The sequence below is a fragment of the Streptomyces sp. NPDC052023 genome (assembly GCF_044548465.1).
Classification (GTDB): Bacteria; Actinomycetota; Actinomycetes; order Streptomycetales; family Streptomycetaceae; genus Streptomyces.
The window spans coordinates 65928-91541 of sequence record NZ_JBIUBW010000001.1 but is presented as its reverse complement, the minus strand read 5'-3'; the positions used below and the strand labels follow the sequence as shown (position 1 = coordinate 91541).

Genomic DNA, 25614 nt, shown 5'->3' with positions numbered 1-25614 from the left:
CACCGTACGGCGCCGACCGCACGCGATGTGCGCCAATACGGGAATTGAGGCGCCCGGGCGCGCGGGGGTGCGCCCCCCTGGGCGGCTCAGTCCTCGTGGCCCAGCTGGAGGTCCCGTTCGGTGCGCCCGCCGCCCGCCACCTGGAGCACGGTCGCCACGGGCGGATATCCGGCCGCGATGACCGTGTACTCGCCGGAGGAGAGGTCGACGAACCGGAACGTGCCGTCGGGACCCGTGGTGAGGGTGTCGACGACGTTGCCCGCCGCGTCCAGCAGGGTCACGCGCGCGTCCTCCACGGGCCGCCCGCCGCTCGCCCGGACCGTGCCGCGCAGCACGGCGCCGCCGGCCAGTTCGACGTCCTGCCGGGTCTCCCGGGCGGCCTGCACGGTGACGGGGAGGGCGGCGGGGCGGAACGCGGGCGCGCTGGCGGCGAGGGTGTACTCACCGGCGACCAGTTCGGTGATGACGTAGCCGCCCTCGCGTCCGCTGCGGGTGCTGGAGACGACCTCGCCGTGCACGTTGGTGAGGGTGACCGTGGCGTCCCGTACCGGCGCGCCGTCGGCGGTGAGCACGCTCCCCGCGAGGCGGCCCGCGCCGCCGAGGACGACGTCCAGCTCGACGGGGCGCTCGCCGACCGTCACGGAGACGGCCTGCGGCTGGTGACCACCGGCCGCCGCGATCAGGACGTACGCCCCGGAGCCGGGCGTGGCCAGCGCGTAGCGTCCGTCCTCGCCGCTGGCGCCGCGCCCGATCTGCTGTCCGGCGACGTCGATGAGGGTGAGCGCCGCGCGCGGGACGACGGTCCCGTCGGGGTGCTGCACGGTGCCGCAGACGGCGATCCCGGCGGCGTGCGGCGAACGGGCCTGTGGGATGGGGGACTTCACCGGCGCGGTGTCCGTCTCGGGGGTGTGGTGGGTCACCAGCGGTTTCTCCTTGAGGAAGAACGACAGAAGCAGGCCGGCGGCGAGCACGGGCACGAGGTACAGGAAGATCCTCGGCATGGCGTCGGCGTAGGCCTGGATGTAGCCGTCGCGCAGCGCCGGGGGCAGTGCGTGGACGGCCTGGGGGGTGATGGACTCGGCGTCGGGCAGGGCGGCACCCGCGCGCGGCAGGTGCTCGGCGAGGGAGTCGGTGAGGCGGTCGGCGAAGAGGGTGCCGAAGACGGCGGCGCCGACGCTGCCGCCGATCTGCCGCAGGAAGTTGTTGGCGCTGGTCGCCGTGCCGAGGTCGGCGGGGCGCACGGAGTTCTGCACGGCGAGGATCAGCACCGGCATCACCATGCCCATCCCGGCGCCGAGGACCCCCATCCAGATGCTGTAGTGCAGCCGGGGGGTGTCGGCGTCGAGCCGGGAGAGCAGCCACATGCCGACGACGGAGAGGGCGCTGCCGAGGATCGGGTGGATCTTGTAGTGGCCGGTGGCGCTGATGAGCTGCCCGGAGATGATCGAGGCGGCGACGATGCCGCCCATCATCGGCAGCATCAGCAGCCCGGACTCGGTGGCGCTGGCCCCGTCGACCATCTGCAGGAAGGTGGGCAGATAGCTGGCGGCGCCGAACAGCGCGACGCCCAGCACCAGGCCGACCAGGCCGGTGATGTTGAAGACCGAGTCGCGGAACAGCCTGAGCGGGATGAGCGGTTCGGCGGCGAAGTGCTCGGCGACGAGGAACAGCGCGATGGCGGCCACGGCGCCGGCGGCGAGGCCGAGGATGACCCGGGAGCCCCAGTCGTACTCGGTCCCGCCCCAGCTGGTGAGCAGGACCAGGCAGGTCGAGGCCGTGGTGAGCAGCAGCGCTCCGAGGATGTCGAGCCGTGCCTTGACCTGGGGTCTGGGCAGTTTGAGGACGACGGCGACGACGGCCATGGTGAGCAGGCCGAAGGGGACGTTGATGTAGAAGCACCAGCGCCAGGAGAGATGGTCCGTGAAGTAGCCGCCGAGCAGCGGCCCGGCGACGGAGGCGAGGCCGAACGCGGCGCCGATCAGCCCCATGAACTTGCCGCGCTGCCGGGGCGGCACGATGTCCGCCATGATCGCCTGGACGCCGATCATGAGCCCGCCCGCCCCGACGCCCTGCACCGCGCGGAAGGCGATCAGCTGGTCCATGGTCTGCGCGCGGCCCGCGAGGGCGGAGCCGACGACGAAGACGACGATGGCGAACTGGAACACGCCCTTGCGGCCGAGGAGATCACCGAGCTTGCCGTAGATCGGGAGACCGATCGTGGCGGTGAGCAGATAGGCGGTGATCGCCCAGGACATCTTGTCCAGGCCGTGCAGCTCGCCGACGATCTTCGGCAGGGCGGTGGCGACGATCATCTGCTCCAGGGCGGCCAGGAGCAGGGCCAGCATCAGCCCGAAGAAGACCAACCGCACCCGGCGCGGGCCGAGTTCGGCGGCCGGGGTGGGCGGTGGCACCGGGAGCCGCGGGGGCGCCACCGCCACGGCCGGTTCGTCCTGCACCAGAGTGGTCACGCCCACGTACCGCTCCCCTCGTCGCGCTGCTGCACCATTACCGCGTAAAAGCGACAACTACCAACAAGCGCGACGAGTTACGGATTCATGCCGGCGGGAGCTGAGATCCACCCGAACCGGTGAGGGGCCAACACCCTTTGCGGACCGGCCTCTTGGGTTACTTCTCCACTTCGGCGGCCAGCTTGTCGAGCATCGCGTCGTAGATCCGGGCGAGCCCCTTGGGCGCGAAGGTCTTCTCGAAGAAGCCGCCGATGCCGCCCGCGCCCTGCCAGACGGTGACCACGACGACACGGGACCTGCCCTCGCCCGCGGGGGTGACGCGCCAGGTGGTGACCATGGAGGAGTTGCGGTCCTTCTCGACCAGTTCGCCGTCGGTCGGCTCGGTGACCTCCAGGAGGCAGTCCCGGACGCGCTTGCTGGTGGCCTGGAGCTTCCAGTGGACGAGGGTGCCCTCACCGTCGCCGCCCTCGCGCACCTCGTACTCGCTGAAGTGCTCGGGCAGCAGCTTCGCGCGCGTGCCGCTGTAGTCGGCGAGGGTGTCGAACACCTTCTCCGGGTCCGCCGCGACGACGCGTTCCGTGGTGGCCTCGACCTGCGCCATGGAGTTCCTCCAGCACCTGAGTTCTCGGGATCGGGGCAAGCCAACCACCCCGGTCCCCGGCCGCCCAAATCGGGAGCACGGAAGTGATCGATCGGGTATCGGAGCGCGATCGGAGGTGACGCCCGCACGATCATGGGAACAGATGTTCTATTGTGAGGGCAGTGCTACCGAGGAGGTGTCATGCGCTGGGAGAACCTCACCCTGGAATCCGGCGACCGCCCGGCCGACGCCGCGCTGTTCGGCGCGGACGCGGTGACCACCCGTACCTTCGACACCCCCGAGTTCGCCGGCATCACCTTCCACGAGGTGCGGGCCCGCTCGATCATCAACCGGGTGCCGGGGGCCTCCCGCATGCCCTTCGAGTGGACGGTGAACCCCTACCGGGGCTGCACGCACGCGTGCGTGTACTGCTTCGCCCGCAAGACGCACAGCTACCTGGACCTCGACACGGGCCTGGGCTTCGACTCCCAGATCGTGGTGAAGGTCAACGCGCCGGACCTGCTGCGGCGCCAGCTCGGCTCGCGCCGCTGGCAGGGCGAGCACATCGCGATGGGCACCAACGTCGACTGCTACCAGCGGGCGGAGGGCCGCTACCGGCTGATGCCGGGCATCCTGACCGCCCTGCGCGACCACGCGAACCCGTTCTCCATCCTCACCAAGGGCACCCTGATCCTGCGCGACCTGGAGCTGCTGACCCAGGCGGCCCGGATGACGGACGTCGGCATCTCGGTCTCGGTCGGCTTCACCGACCCCGAGCTGTGGCGCACCGTGGAGCCGGGCACGCCCGCGCCGGAGCGGCGCCTGGACGTCGTAAGGACGCTCGGCGAGCACGGCATCGGGTGCGGGGTGCTGATGGCGCCGGTGATCCCGTTCCTGAGCGACCAGCCGGCCCAACTGCGGGACACCGTGCGGGCGATCGCGGCCTCGGGGGCCACCTCGGTGACCCCGCTGGTGCTGCATCTGCGCCCGGGGGCGCGTGAGTGGTTCATGGCCTGGCTCGGCAGGGAGCACCCGCACCTGGTGCGCCGCTACGAGCGGCTCTACGCGGACGGGGCCTACGCCCCGAAGTGGTACCAGCGCCGGATCACCCGTCAGGTGCACGAGCTGGCCGAGGAGTACGGCATCGGCCCCACGCGCGCGGGGACGCGGCGCCGGATCCGGGAGCCGGAGCCCGCCCCGACGGCGAGGCCCGAGCAGACTCAACTTTCGCTCATCTGAGAGCGTTCGAGCGCAACTCGCGGCCCAATCGGGTCAAGAATTGGCGGAACACGTTCTTACAGGTGCTCACCCCGGGACGATGCGGCGAGGACCGCGGGACTCGCGGTCGCGACCCTCCGTCCTGGGAGCACCCATGAAGAAACGTGCAGCCGCGCTGTGCGGCGCCGCCGTCGTGGTGGCCGGGACGTTCACGGCCGTCCCCGCCCGGGCCGGCGGCGCGTACGCCACCGGGCTCACCTGGAAGAAGTGCGGCACCGCCGACTACCCCACGCTCCAGTGCGCGTCCCTGGAGGTGCCCCTCGACCACGCGGACCCCGGCGGGCGGAAGATCACCCTCGCCCTGTCCCGCGTCCCGCACACCGCGAAGACGTTCCAGGGGCCGCTGCTGGTCAATCCCGGCGGGCCCGGCGGCAGCGGGCTGAAGCTCGCCGGGTTCGTCGCCTCCGCACTGCCCAGGGCGGTGGCGGCCCAGTACGACGTCATCGGCTTCGACCCGCGCGGCGTCGGCGCCGGAAAGCCGGCCCTGAACTGCGCTCCCGGTCACTTCAACCCCGTGCGCGCCGCCTCCGTGCCGGCCACCACGGCCGTCGAGCAGGCGGGCCTGACGCGCGCGAAGTCCTTCGCCGACGCCTGCGGCGCGAAGTACGCGCGCGAGCTGCCGCACATGAACACGCTCAGCACCGCGCGGGACATGGACCGGATCCGCCGCGCCCTGGGCGCACCGCGGATCAACTACTTCGGCTACTCGTACGGCACGTACCTCGGCGCGGTCTACGCCAAGCTGCACCCGGACCGGGTACGGCGCATGGTCCTCGACTCGGTCGTCGACCCCACGGGTGTCTGGTATGACGACAACCTCGCGCAGGACAGCGCCTTCGGCGACCGCCACCGGGCCTTCATGACGTGGGTCGCCGAACACGACGCCTCCTACCGGCTGGGCACCGATCCGCAGAAGGTCGAGGCCACGTGGTACGCGATGCGCACGGCTCTGGACAAGCGGCCCGCGGGCGGCACGGTGGGCCCGGCCGAGCTGGAGGACACGTTCCTGCCCGGCGGCTACTACAACGGCTACTGGCCCTATCTGGCCGAGGCGTTCGCCGCGTACGTGGGCGAGAAGGACCCCGGCCCGCTGGTCGAGGCGTACGAGGACTTCGGCGCGGCCGACGCCGCCGCGGAGAACGGCTACAGCGTCTACACCGCGGTCCAGTGCCGGGACGCGGGCTGGCCGCGTGACTGGCGGCAGTGGCGCAAGGACAACTGGGCGGTGCACGCGAAGGCACCGTTCATGACCTGGAACAACGCCTGGTACAACGCACCCTGCGCGTTCTGGCCGACGGCGTCGCTGCGTCCGGTGGACGTGGCCAACACCGAGCTGCCGTCGGTCCTGCTGTTCCAGGCGACGCACGACGCGGCCACGCCGTACCAGGGCGCTGCGGCGGTCCACCGCCTGCTGCGCGGCTCCAGCCTGGTGGTGGAGAAGAACGGCGGAAACCACGGCATCACCCTCAGCGGGAACACCTGCCTGGACGAGCACCTGGCGGCCTACCTCACCGACGGCACCGTGCCGCGCGGTCGCGGTGAGGCCGACGCGCAGTGCGCGGCACTGCCCGGCCCGAAGCCCCTGGTCGCCAAGACCGCGGGGCAGTCGCGGGGCTCGACGCTGCACAGGCTGCTCGGCTTCCGTGGCTGAAAGGTGAGGTGACGGCCCGTCGGGAGCGACGCCGGACCCATGGTCCACGATGGACGCATGAGTGAGCCGACCAGGATCCCCGCTCCCGTCGGGGTCGCAGCCGCCACGCAGTACTCGCACGGGGTCATCGGCACCGGCCGCATCGTCGCCGTCTCGCGGCTCCCGCTCGACGAGCGCGGTGAGCCGGCCGGCGCGGGCGACCCGGCCGCCCAGGCCCGCCAGGTCTTCGTACGTGTCGCCGGGCCGGTCCGCCCCGTGTACCTGAGGGAGATCGACGCGTTCGCGGTGGTCGCCGCGTGACCGGGCCGCACATCCGGGAGCTGGCCCTCGCCGACTGCGACCGGGTGGCCGAGATCCGCGTCCGTGGCTGGCAGAGCGCCTACCGGGGCCTGATGCCGCAGGCCTACCTCGACGCGCTCAGCGTGGCGCAGGACGCCGCGCGTCACCGGGCCCGCTTCGGGCAGGGCGACGGCACGGTGGTGAACCTGGTCGCCGAGCGGGCGGGCGAGATCGTCGGCTGGGCCTGTCACGGCCCCTACCGGGACGGCGAAGTACGCACCGCGGACGCCGAGTTGTACGCGATCTACGTGCACCCCGAGCGGTACGGCGAGGGCATCGGGCAGGCCCTGCTGGAGGAGTCGGTACGACGCTGCCGGGCCTCCGGTCACCCGCGGATGATGCTGTGGGTCCTGCGGGACAACACCCCCGCCCGCCGCTTCTACGAGCGGGCGGGGTTCACCGCGGACGGCGTGGAGGAGCCCTTCGAGGTGGAGGGGGTCGAGGTGCCGGAGGTGCGGTACGCACGGGAGCTGCCCCACCCGCGTCAGCCGTGACCGCTCGCCTCACCCCTGCGCTGCTCCGGAATGCGTGCCAGTGCCGCCACCGCCGCCTCCGCAAGCGCCGGGTGTGCCAGCGCCTCGTGCAGCACGGCCCTGGCCCGGGTGTCGCCCAGCGCGCCCAGCCCCTCCACGCAGGCGAGGGCCACACGGTGGTAGGGGTCGTGCGGGCGCAGCCGGCGCCGCAACGTGGTGATCAGCGCGGGGGCGGACTCGGGGGCACGCAGCTCGACGAGCAGGCGCACGGGGTGCAGGGCGTAGGCGACGCGCAGTTCGTTCGTGGCGAGGGCGGCGGCCGCGCGGGCGGTGCGCGGGTCGCCGAGCCGGGCGAGGGCGTGGGCGGCGGACGCACAGCGCGGTGGATCACGGTGGTTGAGGAGCAGGACGAGGGACTCGAAGGCCCGCCGGTCGCCCGCGAGGCCGAGCCGGAAGGCGGCCAGCTCCCTGGCCCACAACGGCCGTCCGGGCGCTGTGAGCACCTCGGCCAGTTCGCCGTGATCCTCGGTGCCCGCCAGCCGCTCGTACTCCGCGGAACCTGCGGACTCCTGCCGTAAGCGCTCCGTGAGCGATCGCAACTCTTCGTCCATGAAGCGAGCGTACAAACGATCTCGGCGTGAGGGACCTACATCACAAAGACAGAGGGCTGGCGCGCTCGTTACCCACGAGTTAAGCTCAGACGAGCGAGTTACCCACTCGCACCCCGCTCGCGACGGCCTGGTGACGCAGCCGCCGCGAGAAGTCGGTTCGGTACGTCAGGTACCGCAGTACGACTCGGCCACGGGACAGGGCCGGTCGGTCATCTCCGTTCCCGGGCGTGTGCACGTCCGCGGCGACGGCGCCGGGCGTGTGCGCTTGCGGCCCGGAATCACCCGCACTCCTCACGCACCCGGTGCGCCCTTGGCGCACCCGGCGCGTTCCCAGTCGTCACCCTCATTTTCCAGGAGTCCCGCGATGGCCACTCCCCTGTCCGACAGCCCTCTGTCCCCGCTCAAGACCATTGCCGTGGTCGGCCTCGGCACCATGGGCACCGGCATCGCCGAGGTCCTGGCCAAGGCCGGCCGCGACGTCGTCGGCATCGACATCAGCGAGGCCCAGGCGGTGCGCTGCGTCGCCGCCCTGGAGTCCTCCACGGCCCGCGCCGTGGAGCGCGGCCGCCTGACCGCGCAGGAGCGCACGGACACCCTCGCCCGCGTCCGCACCGCCACCGACCTGCGGGCGGCGGCCGACGCCGACCTGGTGATCGAGGTGGCGCCGGAGTCGTACGAGATCAAGCAGCAGATCTTCCGCGAACTGGACGGCGTGGTGCGCCCGGAGACGATCCTGGCGACCGGCACCAACGCCCTGTCCGTGACGCGCCTGGCCGCCGACTCGGCCCGCCCGGAGCGCGTGCTGGGACTGCACTTCTTCAACCCGGCCCCGGCGATGAAGCTCGTCGAGGTGGTCTCCTCGGTGCTCACCGCACCGCAGGCCACGGCCGCGGTCACGGACCTCGCGATCGAGCTGGGCAAGGAGCCCGTGGCGGTCGGTGACCGGCCCGGATTCGTCGCCGACGGCCTGCTGTTCGGTTACCTCAACCAGGCCGCCGCGATGTACGAGGCGAGGTACGCCTCCCGCGAGGACATCGACGCCGCGATGCGGCTGGGCTGCGGCCTGCCGATGGGGCCGCTCGCCCTGCTCGACCTGATCGGCGTCGACACCGCGCGGACCGTCCTGGACGCCATGTACACCGCGTCCCGTGACCGGCTGCACGCCCCCGCCCCGATCCTGAAGCAGCTCAGCGAGGCGGGCCTGGCGGGACGCAAGTCGGGCCGGGGCTTCTACACCTACGAGTCCCCGGGCAGCGCCACCGTCGTGCCGGACGCGCTGACACCGCGGGAGGACGAGAACCTGACGCCGGGCCGCGCGGTCCGCTCGGTCGGTGTCGCGGGCTCCGGCACCATGGCGTCCGGCATCGCCGAGGTGTTCGCGAAGGCGGGCTACGAGGTGGTGCTCGCCGCCCGCAGCGAGGAGAAGGCGCAGACGGCCAAGGCCCGCATCGGCAAGTCCCTCGCCCGCTCCGTCGACAAGGGCAGGCTGACCGCGCAGGCGGCGGCGCAGACCCTGGAGCGGATCACCCCGGCGGGCTCGTACGAGGCCTTCGCGGACGTCGACCTGGCCGTCGAGGCCGTCGCCGAGGACCTGGAGATCAAGCGGCAGCTGTTCGCGGCGCTGGACAAGGTGTGCAAGCCGGGCGCGGTCCTGGCGACGACCACCTCGTCGCTGCCCGTCGTCGCGTGCGCCCGCGCCACCTCGCGTCCGCAGGACGTGATCGGCATGCACTTCTTCAACCCGGCGCCGGCGATGAAGCTGGTCGAGGTCGTCCGCACGGTGCTGACGGCCGACGACGTCCACGCCACGGTCCGCGAGGTCTGCGCCAAGGTCAGGAAGCACGCCGTCGACTGCGGCGACCGTGCCGGGTTCATCGTCAACGCCCTGCTCTTCCCGTACCTGAACAACGCGATCAAGATGGTGCAGGACCACTACGCGTCCCTCGACGACATCGACGCGGCGATGAAGCTGGGCGGCGGCTACCCCATGGGCCCCTTCGAGCTGCTCGACGTGGTCGGCCTGGATGTGTCGCTGGCCATCGAGAAGGTGCTGCACCGCGAGTTCCGGGACCCGGGACTGGCCCCGGCGCCCCTGCTGGAGCACCTGGTCGCCGCGGGCTGTCTCGGCCGCAAGACGGGCCGGGGCTTCCGCGAGTACGCCCGCCGCTAGGGGCGTTCCGTGGATCCGTCCGGCCCGCAGGAGCGGCCCGGCGCGACCACGCCGGGCCGGGTCGCGGGGACGCAGCCCCTGGCGGGCGGGGCCGGGCGGCCCGGCGACTGGTTCAGGACGGCCGGGGAGTGGGGCGGGCTGCTGGAGCCGGGCAGCCGATCTCCGGGCGCCCGGCCCGGCGCTGTCCCGCCCGCCGGCGGCGGGGGAAACCCCGGACCTGCGCATCGAGCTGCGGACATGCAGTACGTTCAGGGCATGTCCCAGCCCGCCAAGTCCTCACGTACACCAGCCACGCCCGACGCGCCGGAGAGCGCCGCGGGCGGTCGCGCCGCCGCCCAACGGCTCAAAATGCGCCGGGAACTGGCGGCCGCGGCGATGGAGCTGTTCGCGACCAAGGGCTACGAGGCGACCACCGTCGACGAGATCGCGGCCCAGGCCGGGGTCGCACGCCGCACCTTCTTCCGCCACTTCCGCTCCAAGGAAGAGGCGATCTTCCCCGACCACGACGACACCCTGATCCGGGCAGAGGCGGTGCTCAACGCGGCACCCGCGCACGAGCACCCGCTCGACACGGTGTGCCGGGGGATCAAGGAAGTCATGAAGATGTACGCGGCCCGGCCGGAGATCTCGGTCGCCCGCTACAAGCTCACGCGTGAGGTGCCCACGCTGCGCGAGGCCGAGATCGCCTCGGTGGCCCGCTACGAGCGCCTCTTCACGCGCTATCTGCTGGGCCACTTCGACGAGCACGCGCACGACGACGACGCCAACGACGACCCGCTGCTGGCCGAGGTGGCCGCGTCCGCCGTCGTGACCGCCCACAACCACGTCCTGCGGCGCTGGCTGCGCGCGGGCGGCCAGGGGGACGTGGAGGCGCAGCTGGACCACGCCTTCGGGATCGTGCGCAAGACGTTCGGGGCGGGCATCGGCGTCGGGCGCTCCACGGCGCCGAAGCCGGCCCCCGCGGCGGTCTCGGCGCACGGCGAGGTACTGGTGACGGTCGCCCGCACCGATGCCCCGCTGGACGAGGTCATGCGGACCATCGAGGAGGCGCTCAAGGAGCGCTGAGCGGTTCGCCCGCTGTGATGACGGCCACCCTTCGGGGTGGCCGTTTTGGCATGTCAGAGCCCCTTTTTGACGCCTTCCAGGACACCATTCGATCGATCATCGCTCATTTGTTACGTAAAGATTTCGTCTGAGCGAGATTTCTGGCACCCAGTGCCTTGCCGGATGACACGGGGTGCCATACGTTGATGTTGTCCGGGCGGCCGGCGTGCAGCGACCTTTCGTACGCCGGCTGTCCCCGCAAACCGACGGCTTGCGCGCCCGGACGCCTGCGTCACAGGCAACCTCCCGCGCCACAAAGCGCTGCCGAACAAGCACTGTCCGCCGAACCGACGGCACACCCCTCATCCCTCAGCAGCACCGACGTAACCCTCAGCGCCCCTCCCTCAGAGGCGCTCACCGCCGGAGGCAACACCGTGACCGTGAAGGACATCCTCGCCGCGATCCAGTCGCCCGACTCCACGCCGGCCGACTTCGCCGCTCTGCCGCTCCCCGAGTCGTACCGCGCGATCACCGTGCACAAGGACGAGACGGAGATGTTCGCGGGCCTCGCGACCCGCGACAAGGACCCCCGCAAGTCGATCCACCTGGACGAGGTGCCGGTGCCGGAACTCGGCCCGGGTGAGGCCCTGGTGGCCGTCATGGCCTCCTCGGTGAACTACAACTCGGTGTGGACCTCGATCTTCGAGCCGCTGTCGACCTTCGGCTTCCTGGAGCGCTACGGGCGGCTCTCGCCGCTCGCCAAGCGCCATGACCTGCCGTACCACATCATCGGCTCCGACCTGGCCGGCGTCGTCCTGCGCACCGGTCCGGGCGTCAACTCCTGGAAGCCCGGTGACGAGGTCGTCGCGCACTGCCTGTCCGTCGAGCTGGAGTCGTCCGACGGGCACAACGACACCATGCTCGACCCCGAGCAGCGGATCTGGGGCTTCGAGACCAACTTCGGCGGCCTCGCCGAGATCGCGCTCGTGAAGTCCAACCAGCTGATGCCCAAGCCCACCCACCTGTCGTGGGAGGAGGCCGCGGCCCCGGGCCTGGTCAACTCCACCGCGTACCGGCAGCTGGTCTCCCGCAACGGCGCCGGCATGAAGCAGGGCGACAACGTCCTGATCTGGGGCGCGAGCGGCGGACTCGGCTCGTACGCCACGCAGTTCGCGCTGGCCGGCGGAGCGACCCCGATCTGCGTCGTCTCCAGCGACCAGAAGGCCGACATCTGCCGGTCGATGGGCGCCGAGGCGATCATCGACCGCAACGCCGAGGGCTACAAGTTCTGGAAGGACGAGCAGACCCAGGACCCCAAGGAGTGGAAGCGATTCGGCAAGCGCATCCGCGAACTCACCGGCGGCGAGGACATCGACATCGTCTTCGAGCACCCCGGCCGCGAGACCTTCGGTGCCTCCGTCTTCGTCACCCGCAAGGGCGGCACCATCACCACCTGCGCCTCGACCTCGGGCTACATGCACGAGTACGACAACCGCTACCTGTGGATGTCGCTGAAGCGGATCATCGGCTCCCACTTCGCCAACTACCGCGAGGCCTGGGAGGCCAACCGCCTCATCGCCAAGGGCAAGATCCACCCGACGCTCTCCAAGGTCTACCCGCTGGAGGAGACCGGCCAGGCCGCCCACGACGTCCACCGCAACGCCCACCAGGGCAAGGTCGGCGTGCTGTGCCTGGCGCCCGAGGAAGGGCTCGGCGTGCGCGACCAGGAGAAGCGCGCCCAGCACGTCGACGCGATCAACCGCTTCCGGAACATCTGAGGAGCGCTGCATGACTGAGCGTCAGAAGGACCGGCCGTGGCTCATGCGCACGTACGCCGGTCACTCCACGGCCGAGGCGTCCAACGAGTTGTACCGGCGCAACCTCGCCAAGGGCCAGACAGGGCTGTCGGTGGCGTTCGACCTGCCGACGCAGACCGGCTACGACTCCGACCACATCCTCGCCCGCGGCGAGGTCGGCCGGGTCGGTGTGCCGATCGGGCACCTCGGTGACATGCGCCGGCTGTTCCAGGACATCCCCCTGGAGCAGATGAACACCTCGATGACCATCAACGCCACGGCCATGTGGCTGCTGGCGCTCTACCAGGTCGTCGCGGAGGAGCAGGGTGCGGACATCACCAAGCTCCAGGGCACGACCCAGAACGACATCGTCAAGGAGTACCTCTCGCGGGGGACGCACGTGTTCCCGCCGGGGCCCTCACTCCGGCTGACCACGGACATGATCGCGTACACGGTCTCCCACATCCCGAAGTGGAACCCGATCAACATCTGCAGCTACCACCTGCAGGAGGCGGGCGCCACCCCGGTCCAGGAGATCGCGTACGCGATGTCCACCGCGATCGCGGTTCTCGATGCCGTACGCGACTCAGGGCAGGTTCCCCAGGAGAAGTTCGGGGATGTCGTGGCCCGCATCTCCTTCTTCGTGAACGCGGGCGTCCGCTTCATCGAGGAGATGTGCAAGATGCGGGCGTTCGGGCGGATCTGGGACCAGGTCACGCGCGAGCGGTACGGCATCGAGAACCCCAAGCAGCGCCGGTTCCGCTACGGCGTGCAGGTCAACTCCCTCGGCCTGACCGAGGCACAGCCGGAGAACAACGTCCAGCGCATCGTCCTGGAGATGCTGGCCGTGACGCTCTCCAAGGACGCCCGCGCGCGGGCCGTGCAGCTGCCCGCCTGGAACGAGGCCCTGGGTCTGCCCCGCCCCTGGGACCAGCAGTGGTCCCTGCGCATCCAGCAGGTGCTCGCACACGAGAGCGACCTGCTGGAGTACGACGACATCTTCGAGGGCTCGAAGGTGATAGAGGCGAAGGTGGGCGAGCTCGTCACCGAGTCCCTCGCCGAGATGGAGCGCATCCAGGAGATGGGCGGCGCGATGGCCGCCGTCGAGTCGGGCTACCTCAAGTCGCAGCTGGTCGCCTCGCACGCCGAGCGCCGGGGGCGGATCGAGTCCGGCCAGGAGAAGATCATCGGCGTCAACATCTTCGAGACGACCGAGCCGAACCCGCTGACCGCCGACCTGGACACCGCGATCCAGACGGTCGACCCGGCCGTCGAGGCCCGCGTCGTCGAGGCGCTGGGGCGCTGGCGCGACACCCGCTACCAGCCGCCCTTCAACCACCCCCGCCCCTGCAAGGCGCTGGAGCGGCTGAAGGAGGCCGCCAAGGGCACCGGGAACCTCATGGAGGCCACCCTGGAGTGCGCCCGTGCCGGGGTGACGACCGGCGAGTGGGCCGGGGCCCTGCGCGAGGTGTTCGGCGAGTTCCGCGCCCCGACGGGAGTCTCGTCGGCGCCGGTCGCCGTCCCCGCCGAGGAGGGCAGCGCCCTGTCCGGGGTGCGGCGCAAGGTGAACCTGACGGCCCAGGACCTCGGTGTGGGCAAGCTGCGCTTCCTGGTCGGCAAGCCGGGCCTGGACGGGCACTCCAACGGCGCCGAGCAGATCGCGGTGCGCGCGCGTGACGCCGGCTTCGAGGTGGTCTACCAGGGCATCCGGCTGACGCCCGAGCAGATCGTCGACGCCGCCCTGGCGGAGGACGTGCACGCGGTCGGGCTCTCCATCCTCTCCGGTTCGCACGCCCAGCTGGTCCCGGACGTGCTGGAGCGGCTGCGCGAGGCCGGAGCGCCCGACATCCCGGTGATCGCCGGCGGGATCATCCCGAACGGCGACGCCGAGCAGCTCAGGGCCGCCGGAGTGGCCGCGGTCTTCACCCCGAAGGACTTCGACATCACCGGGATCATCGGCCGTATCGTCGACGAGATCCGCAAAGCGAACAAGCTCGACCCCCTGGAGGTCCCCGCATGACCGTCAACCGTCTGCGCCCCCGCCGTTCCTGTCTGGCGGTCCCGGGAAGCAACCCCCGCTTCCTGGAGAAGGCGCAGGGCCTCCCGGCCGACCAGGTCTTCCTCGACCTGGAGGACGCCTGCGCGCCGCTCGCCAAGCCCGAGGCCCGGCACACCATCGTCAAGTTCCTCAACGAGGGTGACTGGACGGGCAAGACCAGGGTCGTGCGGGTCAACGACTGGACGACGGAGTGGACGTACCGCGACGTCGTGACGGTGGTCGAGGGCGCCGGCCCCAACCTCGACTGCATCATGCTGCCCAAGGTGCAGGACGCCCAGCAGATCGTCGCCCTCGACCTGCTGCTGACGCAGATCGAGAAGACGATGGGCTTCGAGGTCGGGCGGATCGGCATCGAGGCGCAGATCGAGAACGCGCAGGGTCTGAACAACGTCAACGAGATCGCGCAGGCTTCGCCGCGGGTCGAGACGATCATCTTCGGCCCGGCCGACTTCATGGCGTCCATCAACATGAAGTCGCTGGTCGTGGGCGAGCAGCCGCCCGGCTACCCGGCGGACGCCTACCACTACATCCTGATGAAGATCCTGATGGCCGCCCGTGCCAACGACCTCCAGGCGATCGACGGCCCCTACCTGCAGATCCGCAACATCGACGGCTACCGCGAGGTCGCCCGGCGCGCCGCGGCCCTCGGCTTCGACGGCAAGTGGGTGCTGCACCCGGGTCAGGTCGAGGCGTCCAACGAGATCTTCTCGCCCTCGCAGGAGGACTACGACCACGCCGAGCTGATCCTGGACGCGTACGACTACTACACGTCCGAGGCGGGCGGCAAGAAGGGCTCCGCGATGCTCGGCGACGAGATGATCGACGAGGCCAGCCGCAAGATGGCGCTGGTCATCTCCGGCAAGGGCCGCGCGGCCGGCATGCGGCGCACGTCGAAGTTCGAGATCCCGGAGGCCTGAGCGCGATGCAGTTCGGACGCACCTACGAGGAGTTCGAGGTCGGCGCGACGTACAAGCACTGGCCGGGCAAGACGGTCACCGAGTACGACGACCACCTGTTCTGTCTCCTCACCATGAACCACCACCCGCTCCACATGGACACCAACTACGCCGAGAAGACGACCGACTTCGGCAAGAACGTGGTGGTCGGCAACTACATCTACTCCCTGCTCCTCGGCATGTCCGTCCCGGACGTCTCCGGCAAGGCGATCGCCAACCTGGAGATCGAGTCGCTCCGGCACGTGGCGCCGACCTTCCACGGCGACACCATCTACGGCGAGACGACCGTGCTGGACAAGTGGCCGTCGAAGTCGAAGAACGACCGCGGCATCGTGCACGTGGAGACCAGGGGCTACAAGCAGGACGGCACGCTGGTCTGCGTGTTCCGCCGCAAGGTGATGGTCCCCACGGAGACGTACATCAAGGAGCGCGGCGGCGAGCAGCCGGGCCGGCCCGAACTCGAGGAAAAGGAACAGGGGAAGTAGCGATGGCGCGACTCGCCCAGACCGCCGGTCTGACCGACGTCCAGCAGGAGATCCTGTCCACGGTCCGGGACTTCGTGGACAAGGAGATCATCCCGGTCGCCACCGGGCTGGAGCACCGCGACGAGTACCCGCAGGCGATCGTCGACGGCCTCAAGGAGTTGGGCCTGTTCGGCCTGATGATCCCCGAGGAGTACGGGGGTCTGGGCGAGTCGCTCCTGACGTACGCCCTCTGCGTCGAGGAGATCGCCCGCGGCTGGATGTCGGTCTCCGGCATCATCAACACGCACTTCATCGTGGCGTACATGCTCAAGCAGCACGGCACGCAGGAGCAGAAGGACCACTACCTGCCCAGGATGGCGGCCGGAGAGATCCGCGGCGCCTTCTCGATGTCCGAGCCGGGTCTGGGCTCCGACGTGTCGGCCATCACGTCCAAGGCGGTCCGGGACGGCGATGAATTCATCCTGAACGGTCAGAAGATGTGGCTGACCAACGGGGGTACGTCGTCCCTGGTGGCCGTACTGGTGCGAAGTGACGAAGGTCACCCCGAGGGCACCGCCCCGCACAAGTCGATGACCACCTTCCTCGTCGAGAAGGAGCCCGGCTTCGGTGAGGTCCGTCCCGGCCTGACCATCCCCGGCAAGATCGACAAGATGGGCTACAAGGGCGTCGACACCACCGAGCTCATCATGGACGGCCTGCGGATTCCCGCGGATCGCGTGCTCGGCGGGGTCACCGGACGCGGCTTCTACCAGATGATGGACGGCGTGGAGGTCGGGCGCGTCAACGTGGCCGCACGTGGCTGCGGTGTCGCTCAGCGTGCGTTCGAGCTGGGCGTCCAGTACGCCCAGCAGCGCCACACCTTCGGCAAGCCGATCGCGCAGCACCAGGCGATCCAGTTCAAGCTCGCCGAGATGGCTACCAAGGTCGAGGCCGCGCATGCCATGATGGTCAACGCTGCGCGCAAGAAGGACTCCGGGGAGCGCAACGACCTCGAGGCAGGGATGGCGAAGTACCTCGCCTCCGAGTACTGCAAGGAGGTCGTGGAGGATGCCTTCCGGATCCACGGCGGCTACGGCTTCTCGAAGGAGTACGAGATCGAGCGTCTCTACCGTGAGGCTCCCATGCTGCTGATCGGTGAAGGTACCGCCGAGATCCAGAAAATGATCATCGGGCGCAGGCTGCTCGAAGAGTATCGGTTCCAGGGCTGAATTGTCCGGAAGCGGGGTGTTTTCTTCGAGAAGAAGATCACACCCCGTAGGCACTCTTCGGCCGCCGACTCGGCTTCCTGGCTTACCCAGTTGTGGCGCTTAGCCGCTACGATCGCCGGAAAGCCGCCGTCCCCCGTCAGAAGCGCGGCATCATCCGCTACGAAGGTCATCCATGCCCCACAGCCAAACCTCTGCACACCGCGACAGCCTGGTCGGCGTACGCCTCGCGCGCGGAGCATCGCCGTGGCTTCTGCCGACCGTCGCCACCGCAGCCCTCAGCCTGGCCCGCGCACGCCGCTCCGGTGCCGCGAAGGCCGTCGCCGTTCCCGCCACCGCGCTCGCGGCGGGGATGCTGTGGTTCTTCCGCGACCCCGAGCGTGAGATCGCCCAGGGCCGGGTCATCTCGCCGGCCGACGGTGTGGTGCAGAGCATCATGCCGTGGAAGGACGGACGCACCCGCGTCGCGATCTTCATGAGCCCGCTCAACGTCCACGTCAACCGCGCTCCCCTGGCCGGCACCGTGACGTCCGTCGAGCACGTCCCGGGTGGCTTCGTTCCCGCCTTCAACAAGGAGAGCGAGAACAACGAGCGGGTGGTCTGGCACTTCGACACCGAGCTCGGCGACATCGAGATGATTCAGATCGCCGGTGCCGTGGCCCGGCGTATCGTGCCTTACGTGCCCGAGGGCACGAAGGTCGAGCAGGGCGACCGGATCGGACTGATCCGCTTCGGCTCACGTGTGGACCTCTATCTGCCGGAGGGCGTGGAGGTCGCGGTCGAGGTCGGTCAGAAGACCGTGGCTGGGGTGACTCGAATTGACCGTGATTGACCCGGAGACCCAGGCCGGCTGGGTGCCCGAGGCCGAGGAGGCCGACGACGAGGAGGAGATGCCGCTCTCTCTCCGCCTCTCGATAGCGGACACCCTCACCCTCGGCAACGCCACGTGCGGCTTCATGGCGGTGTACTTCACCACCACCGGCATCCTGATCCCGCACCTCACCGGCAGCCAGGAGACCGGCATGGCCCGCCACAGCGCGGCCACGGCGGTCATCCTGATGCTCTGCGCGGCGGTCTTCGACCTGTTCGACGGCCTGGTCGCGCGCAAGCTGCGCTCCTCCCCCATGGGCGCCGAGCTGGACAACCTGTCCGACCTGATCAGCTTCGGCCTGGCCCCGGCGTACTTCGTGCTGGTCTACGGCATGGTCGCCGACGACGCGCACCAGCGGGTGGCGGCGGTCGGCGCGATCGTCGTACTGCTCGCCGTGGTGCTCAGGCTCGCGAGATTCTCCTGTGTGACGCCGACCAACGGCATGTTCCAGGGCATGCCGAGCCCCTTCGGCGCGCTGACGGTCGTCGCCATCGTGCTGCTGGAGCTGCCCTTCGCGGCGACGCTGCTGGCGATCCTGGGTACCGCGTGGCTGATGGTGAGCCGCGTGGAGTACCCGAAGCCGCGGGGCCGCCTGGCCGGCGCGATGCTCGCCTGGATCGTGCTGAGCATGGGCCTGCTGGTGGCCTGGGCCTTCGGTGCCCCCAGCGGCCAGCTGCTCCTCCAGACGGGCTGCGCGCTCCAGCTGGTCATGGGCGCGGTGATCCCGCTGTTCGCCACGGCCCGCCGCGTGAACAACATCCGTGACAACCGGCGCGAGGCACGGGCGGCGCAGCTGCCGTAGGCGGTGGCGGACGGTGATACGTGGGTGAAGGGCCCCGGACCTGAGTGGTTCGGGGCCCTTCACCGTTCCTTGGCGACCGTGATGCGGAGGGCGCGGCCGGCTGACGCGTCCCCAGTGCGCCCGGACGGTGTGGCGGCTCACCGGTCGGGAACGCCGGCCGGCGTGGCGGCGGGGCGCCGGGTGTCTCCCCGGAGAAGGTGGCACCGGCCTTGCTCCGGCACCGCTCCCCGGCGATCGCCGTGATCCCGGCACCTCGCCGGTCACCCGTCCGCGGGAGAACCTGGCGGCGGAGTTCGAGCCGCCGCCCGGGACCATGGCCCTGCTGGACGGGGTCGGCGGCATGCCGGGCCCGTGATCGCGGCGCCCCTGGACGCCCACCCGCTGTGGGGGGCGAGCCCGGGGCGACCGGAAGGTGTCAGGCCAGGTGGTCGCGCGCGATGCGCTCCGCGGTCCGCTCCAGGAGCGGGCCGGCGTCCGCGATGCTCTTCGCCACGTCCGGCTCGATCTCGCTCAGCGGGTAGGCCCGCCGGATCCCCGCTCCCTCCAGTGCCTGAGGCGTCAGCGCGAGGCGCCCGCACACCGCGACGACCTCCTTGCCCGCCGCCCGCGCCGCCGCGGCGACGCCCGCCGGGGCCTTGCCGTGCAGCGTCTGCTCGTCCAGCGACCCCTCACCGGTGATCACCAGGTGCGCGCGCTCCAGGGCGGGCGCGAAGCCGAGCACGTCGAGCATGACCTCGATGCCGGGCCGGAAGCGCGCGCCGAGCAGCATGGCGCCGTAGCCGATGCCGCCCGCCGCACCCGCCCCCGGCGCACCCGCGTACTCGCCCGCCCGGGCGCCCACGGACTGCTCCAGGACCTTGGCGAAGTGCCCCAGCGCCGCGTCCAGCGTCGCCACGTCGTCGGGGGAGGCCCCCTTCTGCGGGCCGTACACCGCGGGCGCGCCCTTGGGTCCGGTCAGGGGGTTGTCGACGTCGCTGGCCAGCACCAGTTCGACCGAGGAGAGCCGCGCGTCCAGGCCCGACAGGTCCGCGGACGCCAGCTCGGCCAGCCCGCCGCCGCCCGGCGTCACCGGCTCCCCGCCGGCCGTCAGGAACCGCGCCCCGAGCGCGGACAGCATGCCCGCCCCGCCGTCGGTCGTCGCACTGCCGCCGACCCCGAAGACGATCGTGCGCGCCCCGGCGTCGAGGGCGGCCCGCAGCAGCTCCCCGGAGCCGTACGTGGAAGCGGTCAGGGGTGCGAAGACCCCGGCCGGCAGCCGCTGGAGCCCGCTCGCCTCGGCCATCTCCACCACCGCCGTGTCACCGCGCAGCGCGTAGGCGGCCGTCACCTGGTCCCCGAGGGGACCGGCGACCCGCACCTCGCGCCGCTCGAAACCGGCCGCGACGGCCGCGTCCACCGTCCCGTCGCCGCCGTCCGCCACGGGCAGCGACTCCACGGCGAGGTCCGGCACGACGCGGCGCAGCCCGGCCGTGATCCGCTCGGCGACCTGTACGGCCGTCAGCGACCCCTTGAACTTGTCCGCGGCGATGAGCACCCCACGGGCACCGTCCACAGCGTCAGCCACCTTGTCTTCCCCTCGCTCTCCGGGCCCCGCGCACGTCAGGGCCAGTCGCGCCGCTGCGACCTTAACCGCAGGACACCCCCGCCGTCATACCCGGCCCGGTCCGCGGGATCCCCGGCGCCCGGCCGGGCCGGTCTGTGGCGGTGGCCGGAAGTGGGTAGACCGTAGCCATGACCCCTGTGGGCACCGAGCCAGAGCTCGCCGACCGCGTCCTGGGGGGCTGGCTGGGCCGGATCGCCGGCAACATGCTGGGCAAACCGGTCGAGCAGGGCGACCTGTGGACGCGCGACCGCATCGACGACTACCTGCGGCAGGCCTCCGCCCTGCCCCTCACCGACTACTTCCCCGAGCCGCCTCCGGGCGGCACCGCCATCGAACTGCGCCCGGAGTGGCGCCAGTGCGTCCGTGGCCACATCCACGGCAGCTGCCGCGACGACGACGTCGACTACGCGATCCTCGGGCTGCACCTGCTGGAGACGCACGGCTTCGGCTTCAGCACCGAGCAGGTCGGCGACCTGTGGCTGCTGCGGCTGCCGTACCTGCAGACCTTCACGGCCGAGCGGGCGGCGTACCGGAACCTGGCGAGCGGCCTGAAGCCGCCGCTGACGGCCACGTTCGAGAACCCGTACCAGGAGTGGATCGGCGCGCTGATCCGTGCCGACATCTACGGCTGGACCTGTCCCGGCGAGCCCCGGCGCGCGGCCGGGCTGGCCCGCCGGGACGCGGTGCTCTCGCACACCGGCAACGGCGTCTACGGCGCCATGTGGGCGGCGGCGCTGGTCTCGGCGGCGTTCACCGTCTCCACCGTGCGCCAGGCCCTGGACGAGGCGCTGGCCGTCGTTCCGGCGAGCAGCCGGCTGGCCCGCACGGTCCGGCGGGTCATGTCGCTGCACGAGACCCGGATGACCTGGGAGGACACGCTGACCACGGTGGGCGAGGAGACCGCCGGGCTGGGCTGGATCCACACGATTCCGAACGCCGCCGTGCTCACCGCGGGGCTGCTGTACGGCGACGGAGACTTCACCCGCACCGTCACGCTGACCGTCCGCGGCGGACTGGACACCGACTCCAACGGCGCCACTGCGGGCTCGGTGGCCGGCGTGCTGACCGGTGCGGACGCGATCCCGGAGCAGTGGAAGGAGCCGCTTCAGGACACGGTGCGCAGCGCGGTGTTCGGCTTCGACGGGATCCGGATCAGCGAACTGGCGGAGCGGACCCTGCGGCTGGCGCAGGCGGATACCTAGGGACGTGGGCAAAGACGCGTGGACAGGCCGGGAAGGCGCGGGCGGGGCGGTCGTGCGCCGCAGAAGACGGTCCTGCGCGCTGGTTACCCTTGCCAGGGTGACCACTCCTGACTTCGCCACGTACATCGCGAGCCTGCCGCGCGTCCTCGCTGGTGCCGCCACGCTCTTCCGCGACGCCGAGGGCCGTGTGCTGCTCGTCGAGCCCAACTACCGCGAGGGCTGGGCACTGCCGGGCGGCACGATCGAGTCCGACGACGGCGAGACCCCCCGGCAGGGCGCCCGGCGCGAGACCGCGGAGGAGATCGGCCTGGACCGCGAACTCGGGCGGCTGCTCGCCGTGGACTGGGTGCACGGCACGGCCCGGCCGCCGCTGGTGGCGTACCTGTACGACGGCGGGATCCTGAGCCAGGAGGACATCAAGGCGATCCGGTTGCAGGAGGAGGAGCTGCTGTCGTGGCGGTTCGTCGCGCCCGGCGACCTCGCCGGCCACCTGCCCGGCGCCACGGGCCGCCGCGTGCTGGCCGCGCTGGACGCCCTGGCGGACGGCTCGGAGACGGTCGAGCTGGAGAACGGCCACCGGGCCGGCTGAGCCTGCGTCGGCCGGCCCGGACATCCGTTCGCCGTCCCGCCGGCCGCCGCCCTGCCCTCGGTGCCATGAACAGGCCCCTCGTCGCCCTTCTCAGCGGCGCCGGCATCTCCACCGACTCCGGCATCCCGGACTACCGCGGCCCGAACGGGCTGTGGCGGCGGGATCCGGAGGCCGAGAAGCTCGTGGCGTACGAGTACTACATGGGCGATCCGGAGATCCGCCGGCGCTCCTGGCAGATGCGGCGGAGGAACGCGGCGCTGCGGGCGGAGCCGAACGCCGCGCACCGGGCGGTGGCGGAGCTGGGGCGGTCCGGGGTGCCGGTGCGGGTCATCACGCAGAACGTGGACGGCCTGCACCAGCTCGCCGGGATGCCCGCCCGCAAGGTGCTCGAACTGCACGGCAGCGCACGTGGTGTGGTGTGCACCGGGTGTCATGCGCGCGGGTCCATGATGGACGCGCTCGCCCGCGTCGAGGCCGGTGAGGACGACCCGGCGTGCCGGGAGTGCGGCGGGATCCTGAAGTCGGCGACGGTCATGTTCGGCGAGCGGCTCGACCCGGTGGTCCTCGGCGAGGCCGTCGCGATCACCAAGGCCTGCCAGGTGTTCGTCGCGGTCGGCACCAGCCTCCAGGTGCACCCCGCCGCCGGGCTCGCGGACGTCGCCGTCGGCCACGGGGCGCGGCTGGTGATCGTCAACGCCGAGCCGACCCCGTACGACGAACGCGCCGACGAGGTCGTACGGGAACCGATCGGTACCGCGCTGCCCAGGTTGCTGCGGGCCTTCGCCGGTTAGGGCCTGTCGTCAGGGCCGGGGCGGGAGCGGGAAGAGGGCCGCGCCGCGCTCGAAGTCGAGCAGGCGCCGCTTGCGTTCCAGGCCGCCGCCGTAGCCGGTGAGGCCGCCGCCGGCGCCGATGACGCGATGGCAGGGGACGATGATGCCGATGGGGTTCCTGCCGTTGGCGAGGCCGACCGCACGGGAGGCAAAGGGATTGCCCAGGGCTTCGGCCAGTTCGCCGTACGAGCGGGTCTCACCGTACGGGATGCGGCGCAACTGGTCCCAGACGGTGCGCTGGAACGGCGTGCCGTTCAGGCGCAGTTCGACGGTGAAGTCCCGCAACTCGCCGTCGAAGTAGGCCGTCAGCTGGTCGACGGCCGCGCCGAAGGGCCTGTCGTCGCGCCCGCCGAAGGTCTCCTCGGCCGGGCGGTGACGCTGGTCCGTCATGTAGAGGCCGCTCAGGATGCCGTCGTCGGCGACGAGGGTGAGCAGGCCGTAGGGGCTGTCGATGACGGTGTGCTGTCGCATCGGGGTCCTTGTCCGGGTTCTTTCGCGGCTACTGCACGGGTACGTGCCAAGGCGCTTACACGGGGAGGAAGTTGATCGGGTGGCTGTCGGTCGCCCACAGGTACTGGACCGCGTACGCCCGCCAGGGCCGCCACGCCGCCGCGCGCGCGGTGAGCGCCGCCGGCGTGGCGGGCAGGCCCAGCTCCCCCGCCGCACGGCGGATGCCGAGGTCGGTGGGGAGGAAGGCGTCGGGGTCGCCGAGGGCGCGCATCGCGATGACGTCGGCCGTCCAGGGGCCGAAGCCGGGCAGGGCCAGCAGCCGGGCGCGGGCGTCCGGCCAGTCGCTCTCCACCCCCAGGTGGAGTGAGCCGTCGGCGAGTCGGCCCACGAGGGTCGTGAACGTCGTGCGGCGGGTGCGGGGCATGGCGAGGGAGGCGGGATCCAGGCCGGCCAGGGCCTCGGGAGACGGGAACAGGTGGGTAAGGCCGCCCTCGGGGTCCTCGACCGGCTCGCCGTGCGCGGTGACCAGCCGGGCGGCGTGGGTGCGGGCGGCCGCCGTGGAGACCTGCTGGCCGAGCACCGCCCGTATCGCGAACTCGGCCTCGTCGACCGTGCGTGGCACCCGCCGGCCGGGCGCCTTGTCGACCAGCGGCGCCAGCACCGGGTCGGCGCGCAGCTGGTCGTCCACCGCGACCGGGTCGGCGTCCAGGTCGAGCATCCGGCGGCAGCGGCTGATGGCGACGGGCAGATCGCGCAGGTCACTCAGGGTGAGGCGGCAGGCGATGTGGTCGGGCTGCGGGGTGAGCGCGACGATGCCGTGGCCGTAGGGGAGGCGGAGCGTGCGCCGGTAGGCGCCGTCGCGCCACTCCTCCACGCCGGGTACGGCGGTGGCGGCGAGGTGACCGAAGAGGTTGTCGGGGTTGAGCGGGGCGCGGAACGGGAGCCGGAGGGACAGGGCGCCCGGGGTGCCTGCGGAGTGTCCCTCCGGTACCCGCGCGCGCAGATCGCCGGGGGTGAGCGCGTAGACCTCGCGGACGGTGTCGTTGAAGGTGCGGATGGAGGAGAAGCCGGCCGCGAAGGCGATCTGCGCCATGGGCAGCGCGGTCGTCTCGATGAGCAGCCGGGCGGTCTGGGCACGCTGGGCGCGGGCCAGTGAGAGCGGGCCCGCGCCGAGTTCGGCGAGCAGCTGGCGTTGGATCTGCCGGGCGCTGTAGCCGAGCCGTGCGGCGAGACCGGGCACGCCCTCGCGGTCCACCACGCCGTCGGCGATCAGCCGCATGGCGCGGGCGACCAGGTCGGCGCGCTGGTTCCACTCCGGGGAGCCGGGGCTGGTGTCCGGACGGCAGCGCTTGCACGCGCGGAAGCCGGCCTGCTGACAGGCCGCGGCGCTCGGCTGGAACACCATGTTCTCCGGCTTGGGCGGCACGACCGGGCAGCTGGGCCGGCAGTAGATGCCGGTGGTCAGGACGGCCGTGAAGAACCAGCCGTCGAATCGCGCGTCCTTCGAACGGACGGCTCGCAGACAGCGTTCGGTGTCGGTGTGCATCCCCTTCTGCATGCCTCAAGCATGGTCGACCGGACGCGCCGGGACTGGCGAGAATCCGACATCAACCTTCTCTGTCCTGGGCCCGGCCGGATCACGGGTCAGGGCGGCACCCGGAGGTGCCGCCCTGTTGGTGAGCTGCCTCAGCGGGTGGCCGGGGTCTCCCGCCAGGAGGCCAGGGCCCAGATCACGAACACGTCGATCGCCATCATGACGACGGACCAGACGGGCTGGTACGGCAGGAAGAGGAACTGGAGGATCAGGCTGATCGCGGCCAGGGTGATACCGGCGACCCGCGCCCAGGGCGCGCCCATCATCAGGCCCCAGCCGGTGACGGCCACCAGCACGCCCACGACCAGGTGGATCCAGCCCCAGCCGGTGAGGTTCAGCTCGTAGACGTATGTGCCGACGCGGGTGTACACGTCGTCCGCGGCGATCGCCGCGATGCCCTGGAGCACCGCCAGCACGCCGCCGACCAGCATCAGCACTGCGGCGAACATGACACCGCCGGTCACCCATCCCTCGCGGCGGCCGGAAGGCCCGGTGGGCGAGGTTCCCGTTTGATGTGCAGCGTGCTGAGTCATGGCGGCCGTTCCTTCCGTCCCCGAG

General features: G+C 71.4%; 23 protein-coding genes. 16 read left to right on the top strand and 7 right to left on the bottom strand.

Translation table 11 applies throughout. The features are described 5' to 3' along the window. Positions 1 to 86: 86 nt before the first annotated feature. Both ACIHCM_RS00385 and ACIHCM_RS00380 read right to left on the bottom strand, forming a co-directional pair. Positions 87 to 2474 carry an MFS transporter gene (locus ACIHCM_RS00385; RefSeq protein WP_399887205.1) on the bottom strand — a complete coding sequence of 796 codons (2388 nt, stop codon included), beginning with the start codon at positions 2472 to 2474 and terminating at the stop codon, positions 87 to 89. Between the two features lie 151 nt (positions 2475 to 2625). Further along, complete coding sequence (locus tag ACIHCM_RS00380; protein ID WP_393110228.1) at positions 2626 to 3069, bottom strand: SRPBCC family protein; 444 nt, start codon at positions 3067 to 3069, stop codon at positions 2626 to 2628. Positions 3070 to 3249: 180 nt separating this feature from the next. On the opposite strand from ACIHCM_RS00380, the gene ACIHCM_RS00375 reads away from it, so the two are divergent. The 4 genes from ACIHCM_RS00375 (at position 3250) to ACIHCM_RS00360 (ending at position 6810) form a co-directional block, all read left to right on the top strand. Next, the gene (locus tag ACIHCM_RS00375; protein WP_399887203.1) at positions 3250 to 4287 is read left to right on the top strand and encodes an Rv2578c family radical SAM protein; all 1038 of its coding nucleotides are present in this window, start codon (positions 3250 to 3252) and stop codon (positions 4285 to 4287) included. A 133-nt stretch (positions 4288 to 4420) separates the two neighbouring features. Beyond that, positions 4421 to 5977, top strand: coding sequence for an alpha/beta hydrolase (locus ACIHCM_RS00370; protein ID WP_399887201.1), 1557 nt, complete (start codon positions 4421 to 4423; stop codon positions 5975 to 5977). A 57-nt stretch (positions 5978 to 6034) separates the two neighbouring features. Then, positions 6035 to 6277 carry a hypothetical protein gene (locus ACIHCM_RS00365; RefSeq protein WP_399887199.1) on the top strand — a complete coding sequence of 81 codons (243 nt, stop codon included), beginning with the start codon at positions 6035 to 6037 and terminating at the stop codon, positions 6275 to 6277. Then, on the top strand, positions 6274 to 6810 hold the full coding sequence (locus ACIHCM_RS00360; RefSeq protein WP_399887197.1) for a GNAT family N-acetyltransferase: 537 nt from the start codon (positions 6274 to 6276) through the stop codon (positions 6808 to 6810). Before ACIHCM_RS00365 ends, ACIHCM_RS00360 begins: the two co-directional genes overlap by 4 nt. Here ACIHCM_RS00360 and ACIHCM_RS00355 read toward each other — a convergent pair. Continuing rightward, positions 6801 to 7400 (bottom strand): adenylosuccinate lyase, encoded by a 600-nt coding sequence (locus tag ACIHCM_RS00355; protein WP_399887195.1) that lies wholly within the window; start codon positions 7398 to 7400, stop codon positions 6801 to 6803. The two genes, ACIHCM_RS00360 and ACIHCM_RS00355, sit on opposite strands and share 10 nt — an antisense overlap. 364 nt (positions 7401 to 7764) lie before the next feature. Between ACIHCM_RS00355 and ACIHCM_RS00350 the strand changes: the two genes are divergently transcribed. The 9 genes from ACIHCM_RS00350 to pssA all read left to right on the top strand — a co-directional run bounded on the left by ACIHCM_RS00350 (position 7765) and on the right by pssA (position 18788). After that, positions 7765 to 9570, top strand: coding sequence for a 3-hydroxyacyl-CoA dehydrogenase family protein (locus tag ACIHCM_RS00350; RefSeq protein ID WP_399887193.1), 1806 nt, complete (start codon positions 7765 to 7767; stop codon positions 9568 to 9570). Positions 9571 to 9825: 255 nt separating this feature from the next. Next, entirely contained in the window at positions 9826 to 10635 is an 810-nt protein-coding gene (locus tag ACIHCM_RS00345) for a TetR family transcriptional regulator (protein WP_399887191.1), read from the top strand. Between the two features lie 413 nt (positions 10636 to 11048). After that, complete coding sequence (gene ccrA, locus ACIHCM_RS00340) at positions 11049 to 12392, top strand: crotonyl-CoA carboxylase/reductase (RefSeq protein WP_393110240.1); 1344 nt, start codon at positions 11049 to 11051, stop codon at positions 12390 to 12392. A 10-nt stretch (positions 12393 to 12402) separates the two neighbouring features. Beyond that, positions 12403 to 14430: a protein meaA gene (locus ACIHCM_RS00335; RefSeq protein ID WP_399887188.1), complete on the top strand. Its 2028-nt coding sequence runs from the start codon at positions 12403 to 12405 to the stop codon at positions 14428 to 14430. Further along, complete coding sequence (locus ACIHCM_RS00330) at positions 14427 to 15386, top strand: HpcH/HpaI aldolase/citrate lyase family protein (RefSeq protein WP_399887186.1); 960 nt, start codon at positions 14427 to 14429, stop codon at positions 15384 to 15386. Before ACIHCM_RS00335 ends, ACIHCM_RS00330 begins: the two co-directional genes overlap by 4 nt. Before the next feature lie 5 nt (positions 15387 to 15391). Then, positions 15392 to 15910, top strand: coding sequence for a MaoC family dehydratase (locus ACIHCM_RS00325; protein ID WP_399887184.1), 519 nt, complete (start codon positions 15392 to 15394; stop codon positions 15908 to 15910). Positions 15911 to 15912: 2 nt separating this feature from the next. Further along, complete coding sequence (locus tag ACIHCM_RS00320) at positions 15913 to 17118, top strand: acyl-CoA dehydrogenase family protein (RefSeq protein WP_399887182.1); 1206 nt, start codon at positions 15913 to 15915, stop codon at positions 17116 to 17118. Between the two features lie 172 nt (positions 17119 to 17290). Then, positions 17291 to 17947 carry a phosphatidylserine decarboxylase gene (locus tag ACIHCM_RS00315; protein ID WP_393110250.1) on the top strand — a complete coding sequence of 219 codons (657 nt, stop codon included), beginning with the start codon at positions 17291 to 17293 and terminating at the stop codon, positions 17945 to 17947. Between the two features lie 22 nt (positions 17948 to 17969). Beyond that, the gene (gene pssA / locus ACIHCM_RS00310; protein WP_399888655.1) at positions 17970 to 18788 is read left to right on the top strand and encodes a CDP-diacylglycerol--serine O-phosphatidyltransferase; all 819 of its coding nucleotides are present in this window, start codon (positions 17970 to 17972) and stop codon (positions 18786 to 18788) included. Positions 18789 to 19203: 415 nt separating this feature from the next. On the opposite strand, the gene ACIHCM_RS00305 is transcribed toward pssA, so the two are convergent. Then, complete coding sequence (locus ACIHCM_RS00305; RefSeq protein WP_399888653.1) at positions 19204 to 20340, bottom strand: glycerate kinase; 1137 nt, start codon at positions 20338 to 20340, stop codon at positions 19204 to 19206. 179 nt (positions 20341 to 20519) lie between these two features. Here ACIHCM_RS00305 and ACIHCM_RS00300 point away from each other — a divergent pair, with 179 nt between their 5' ends. From ACIHCM_RS00300 to ACIHCM_RS00290, 3 genes are all read left to right on the top strand, one after another. After that, positions 20520 to 21593 (top strand): ADP-ribosylglycohydrolase family protein, encoded by a 1074-nt coding sequence (locus ACIHCM_RS00300; protein WP_399887179.1) that lies wholly within the window; start codon positions 20520 to 20522, stop codon positions 21591 to 21593. A gap of 97 nt (positions 21594 to 21690) precedes the next feature. Then, positions 21691 to 22182, top strand: a complete 492-nt coding sequence (locus ACIHCM_RS00295) for an NUDIX domain-containing protein (protein WP_399887177.1) — start codon at positions 21691 to 21693, stop codon at positions 22180 to 22182. A 65-nt stretch (positions 22183 to 22247) separates the two neighbouring features. Next, positions 22248 to 22973, top strand: coding sequence for an SIR2 family NAD-dependent protein deacylase (locus tag ACIHCM_RS00290; protein WP_399887175.1), 726 nt, complete (start codon positions 22248 to 22250; stop codon positions 22971 to 22973). Positions 22974 to 22982: 9 nt separating this feature from the next. Here ACIHCM_RS00290 and ACIHCM_RS00285 read toward each other — a convergent pair whose 3' ends face one another. The 3 genes from ACIHCM_RS00285 to ACIHCM_RS00275 form a co-directional block, all read right to left on the bottom strand. Next, the gene (locus ACIHCM_RS00285) at positions 22983 to 23483 is read right to left on the bottom strand and encodes a methylated-DNA--[protein]-cysteine S-methyltransferase (RefSeq protein WP_399887173.1); all 501 of its coding nucleotides are present in this window, start codon (positions 23481 to 23483) and stop codon (positions 22983 to 22985) included. Between the two features lie 55 nt (positions 23484 to 23538). Beyond that, positions 23539 to 25020, bottom strand: coding sequence for an AlkA N-terminal domain-containing protein (locus tag ACIHCM_RS00280; protein WP_399887171.1), 1482 nt, complete (start codon positions 25018 to 25020; stop codon positions 23539 to 23541). 128 nt (positions 25021 to 25148) lie between these two features. After that, on the bottom strand, positions 25149 to 25589 hold the full coding sequence (locus ACIHCM_RS00275; protein WP_399887169.1) for a hypothetical protein: 441 nt from the start codon (positions 25587 to 25589) through the stop codon (positions 25149 to 25151). Positions 25590 to 25614: the final 25 nt, after the last annotated feature.

What these genes read in the sequence shown, in the direction of transcription:
- ACIHCM_RS00345 (WP_399887191.1), top strand. Translation starts at nt 9,826, where the DNA reads ATGTCCCAGCCCGCCAAGTCCTCACGTACACCAGCCACGCCCGACGCG.
- ACIHCM_RS00355 (WP_399887195.1), bottom strand. Translation starts at nt 7,400, where the DNA reads ATGGACGAAGAGTTGCGATCGCTCACGGAGCGCTTACGGCAGGAGTCC.
- ACIHCM_RS00380 (WP_393110228.1), bottom strand. Translation starts at nt 3,069, where the DNA reads ATGGCGCAGGTCGAGGCCACCACGGAACGCGTCGTCGCGGCGGACCCG.
- ACIHCM_RS00290 (WP_399887175.1), top strand. Translation starts at nt 22,248, where the DNA reads ATGAACAGGCCCCTCGTCGCCCTTCTCAGCGGCGCCGGCATCTCCACC.
- ACIHCM_RS00275 (WP_399887169.1), bottom strand. Translation starts at nt 25,589, where the DNA reads ATGACTCAGCACGCTGCACATCAAACGGGAACCTCGCCCACCGGGCCT.
- ACIHCM_RS00350 (WP_399887193.1), top strand. Translation starts at nt 7,765, where the DNA reads ATGGCCACTCCCCTGTCCGACAGCCCTCTGTCCCCGCTCAAGACCATT.
- ACIHCM_RS00365 (WP_399887199.1), top strand. Translation starts at nt 6,035, where the DNA reads ATGAGTGAGCCGACCAGGATCCCCGCTCCCGTCGGGGTCGCAGCCGCC.
- ACIHCM_RS00315 (WP_393110250.1), top strand. Translation starts at nt 17,291, where the DNA reads ATGCCCCACAGCCAAACCTCTGCACACCGCGACAGCCTGGTCGGCGTA.
- ACIHCM_RS00375 (WP_399887203.1), top strand. Translation starts at nt 3,250, where the DNA reads ATGCGCTGGGAGAACCTCACCCTGGAATCCGGCGACCGCCCGGCCGAC.
- ACIHCM_RS00280 (WP_399887171.1), bottom strand. Translation starts at nt 25,020, where the DNA reads ATGCAGAAGGGGATGCACACCGACACCGAACGCTGTCTGCGAGCCGTC.
- ACIHCM_RS00330 (WP_399887186.1), top strand. Translation starts at nt 14,427, where the DNA reads ATGACCGTCAACCGTCTGCGCCCCCGCCGTTCCTGTCTGGCGGTCCCG.
- ACIHCM_RS00325 (WP_399887184.1), top strand. Translation starts at nt 15,392, where the DNA reads ATGCAGTTCGGACGCACCTACGAGGAGTTCGAGGTCGGCGCGACGTAC.
- ACIHCM_RS00300 (WP_399887179.1), top strand. Translation starts at nt 20,520, where the DNA reads ATGACCCCTGTGGGCACCGAGCCAGAGCTCGCCGACCGCGTCCTGGGG.
- ACIHCM_RS00335 (WP_399887188.1), top strand. Translation starts at nt 12,403, where the DNA reads ATGACTGAGCGTCAGAAGGACCGGCCGTGGCTCATGCGCACGTACGCC.
- ACIHCM_RS00370 (WP_399887201.1), top strand. Translation starts at nt 4,421, where the DNA reads ATGAAGAAACGTGCAGCCGCGCTGTGCGGCGCCGCCGTCGTGGTGGCC.
- ACIHCM_RS00320 (WP_399887182.1), top strand. Translation starts at nt 15,913, where the DNA reads ATGGCGCGACTCGCCCAGACCGCCGGTCTGACCGACGTCCAGCAGGAG.
- ACIHCM_RS00285 (WP_399887173.1), bottom strand. Translation starts at nt 23,483, where the DNA reads ATGCGACAGCACACCGTCATCGACAGCCCCTACGGCCTGCTCACCCTC.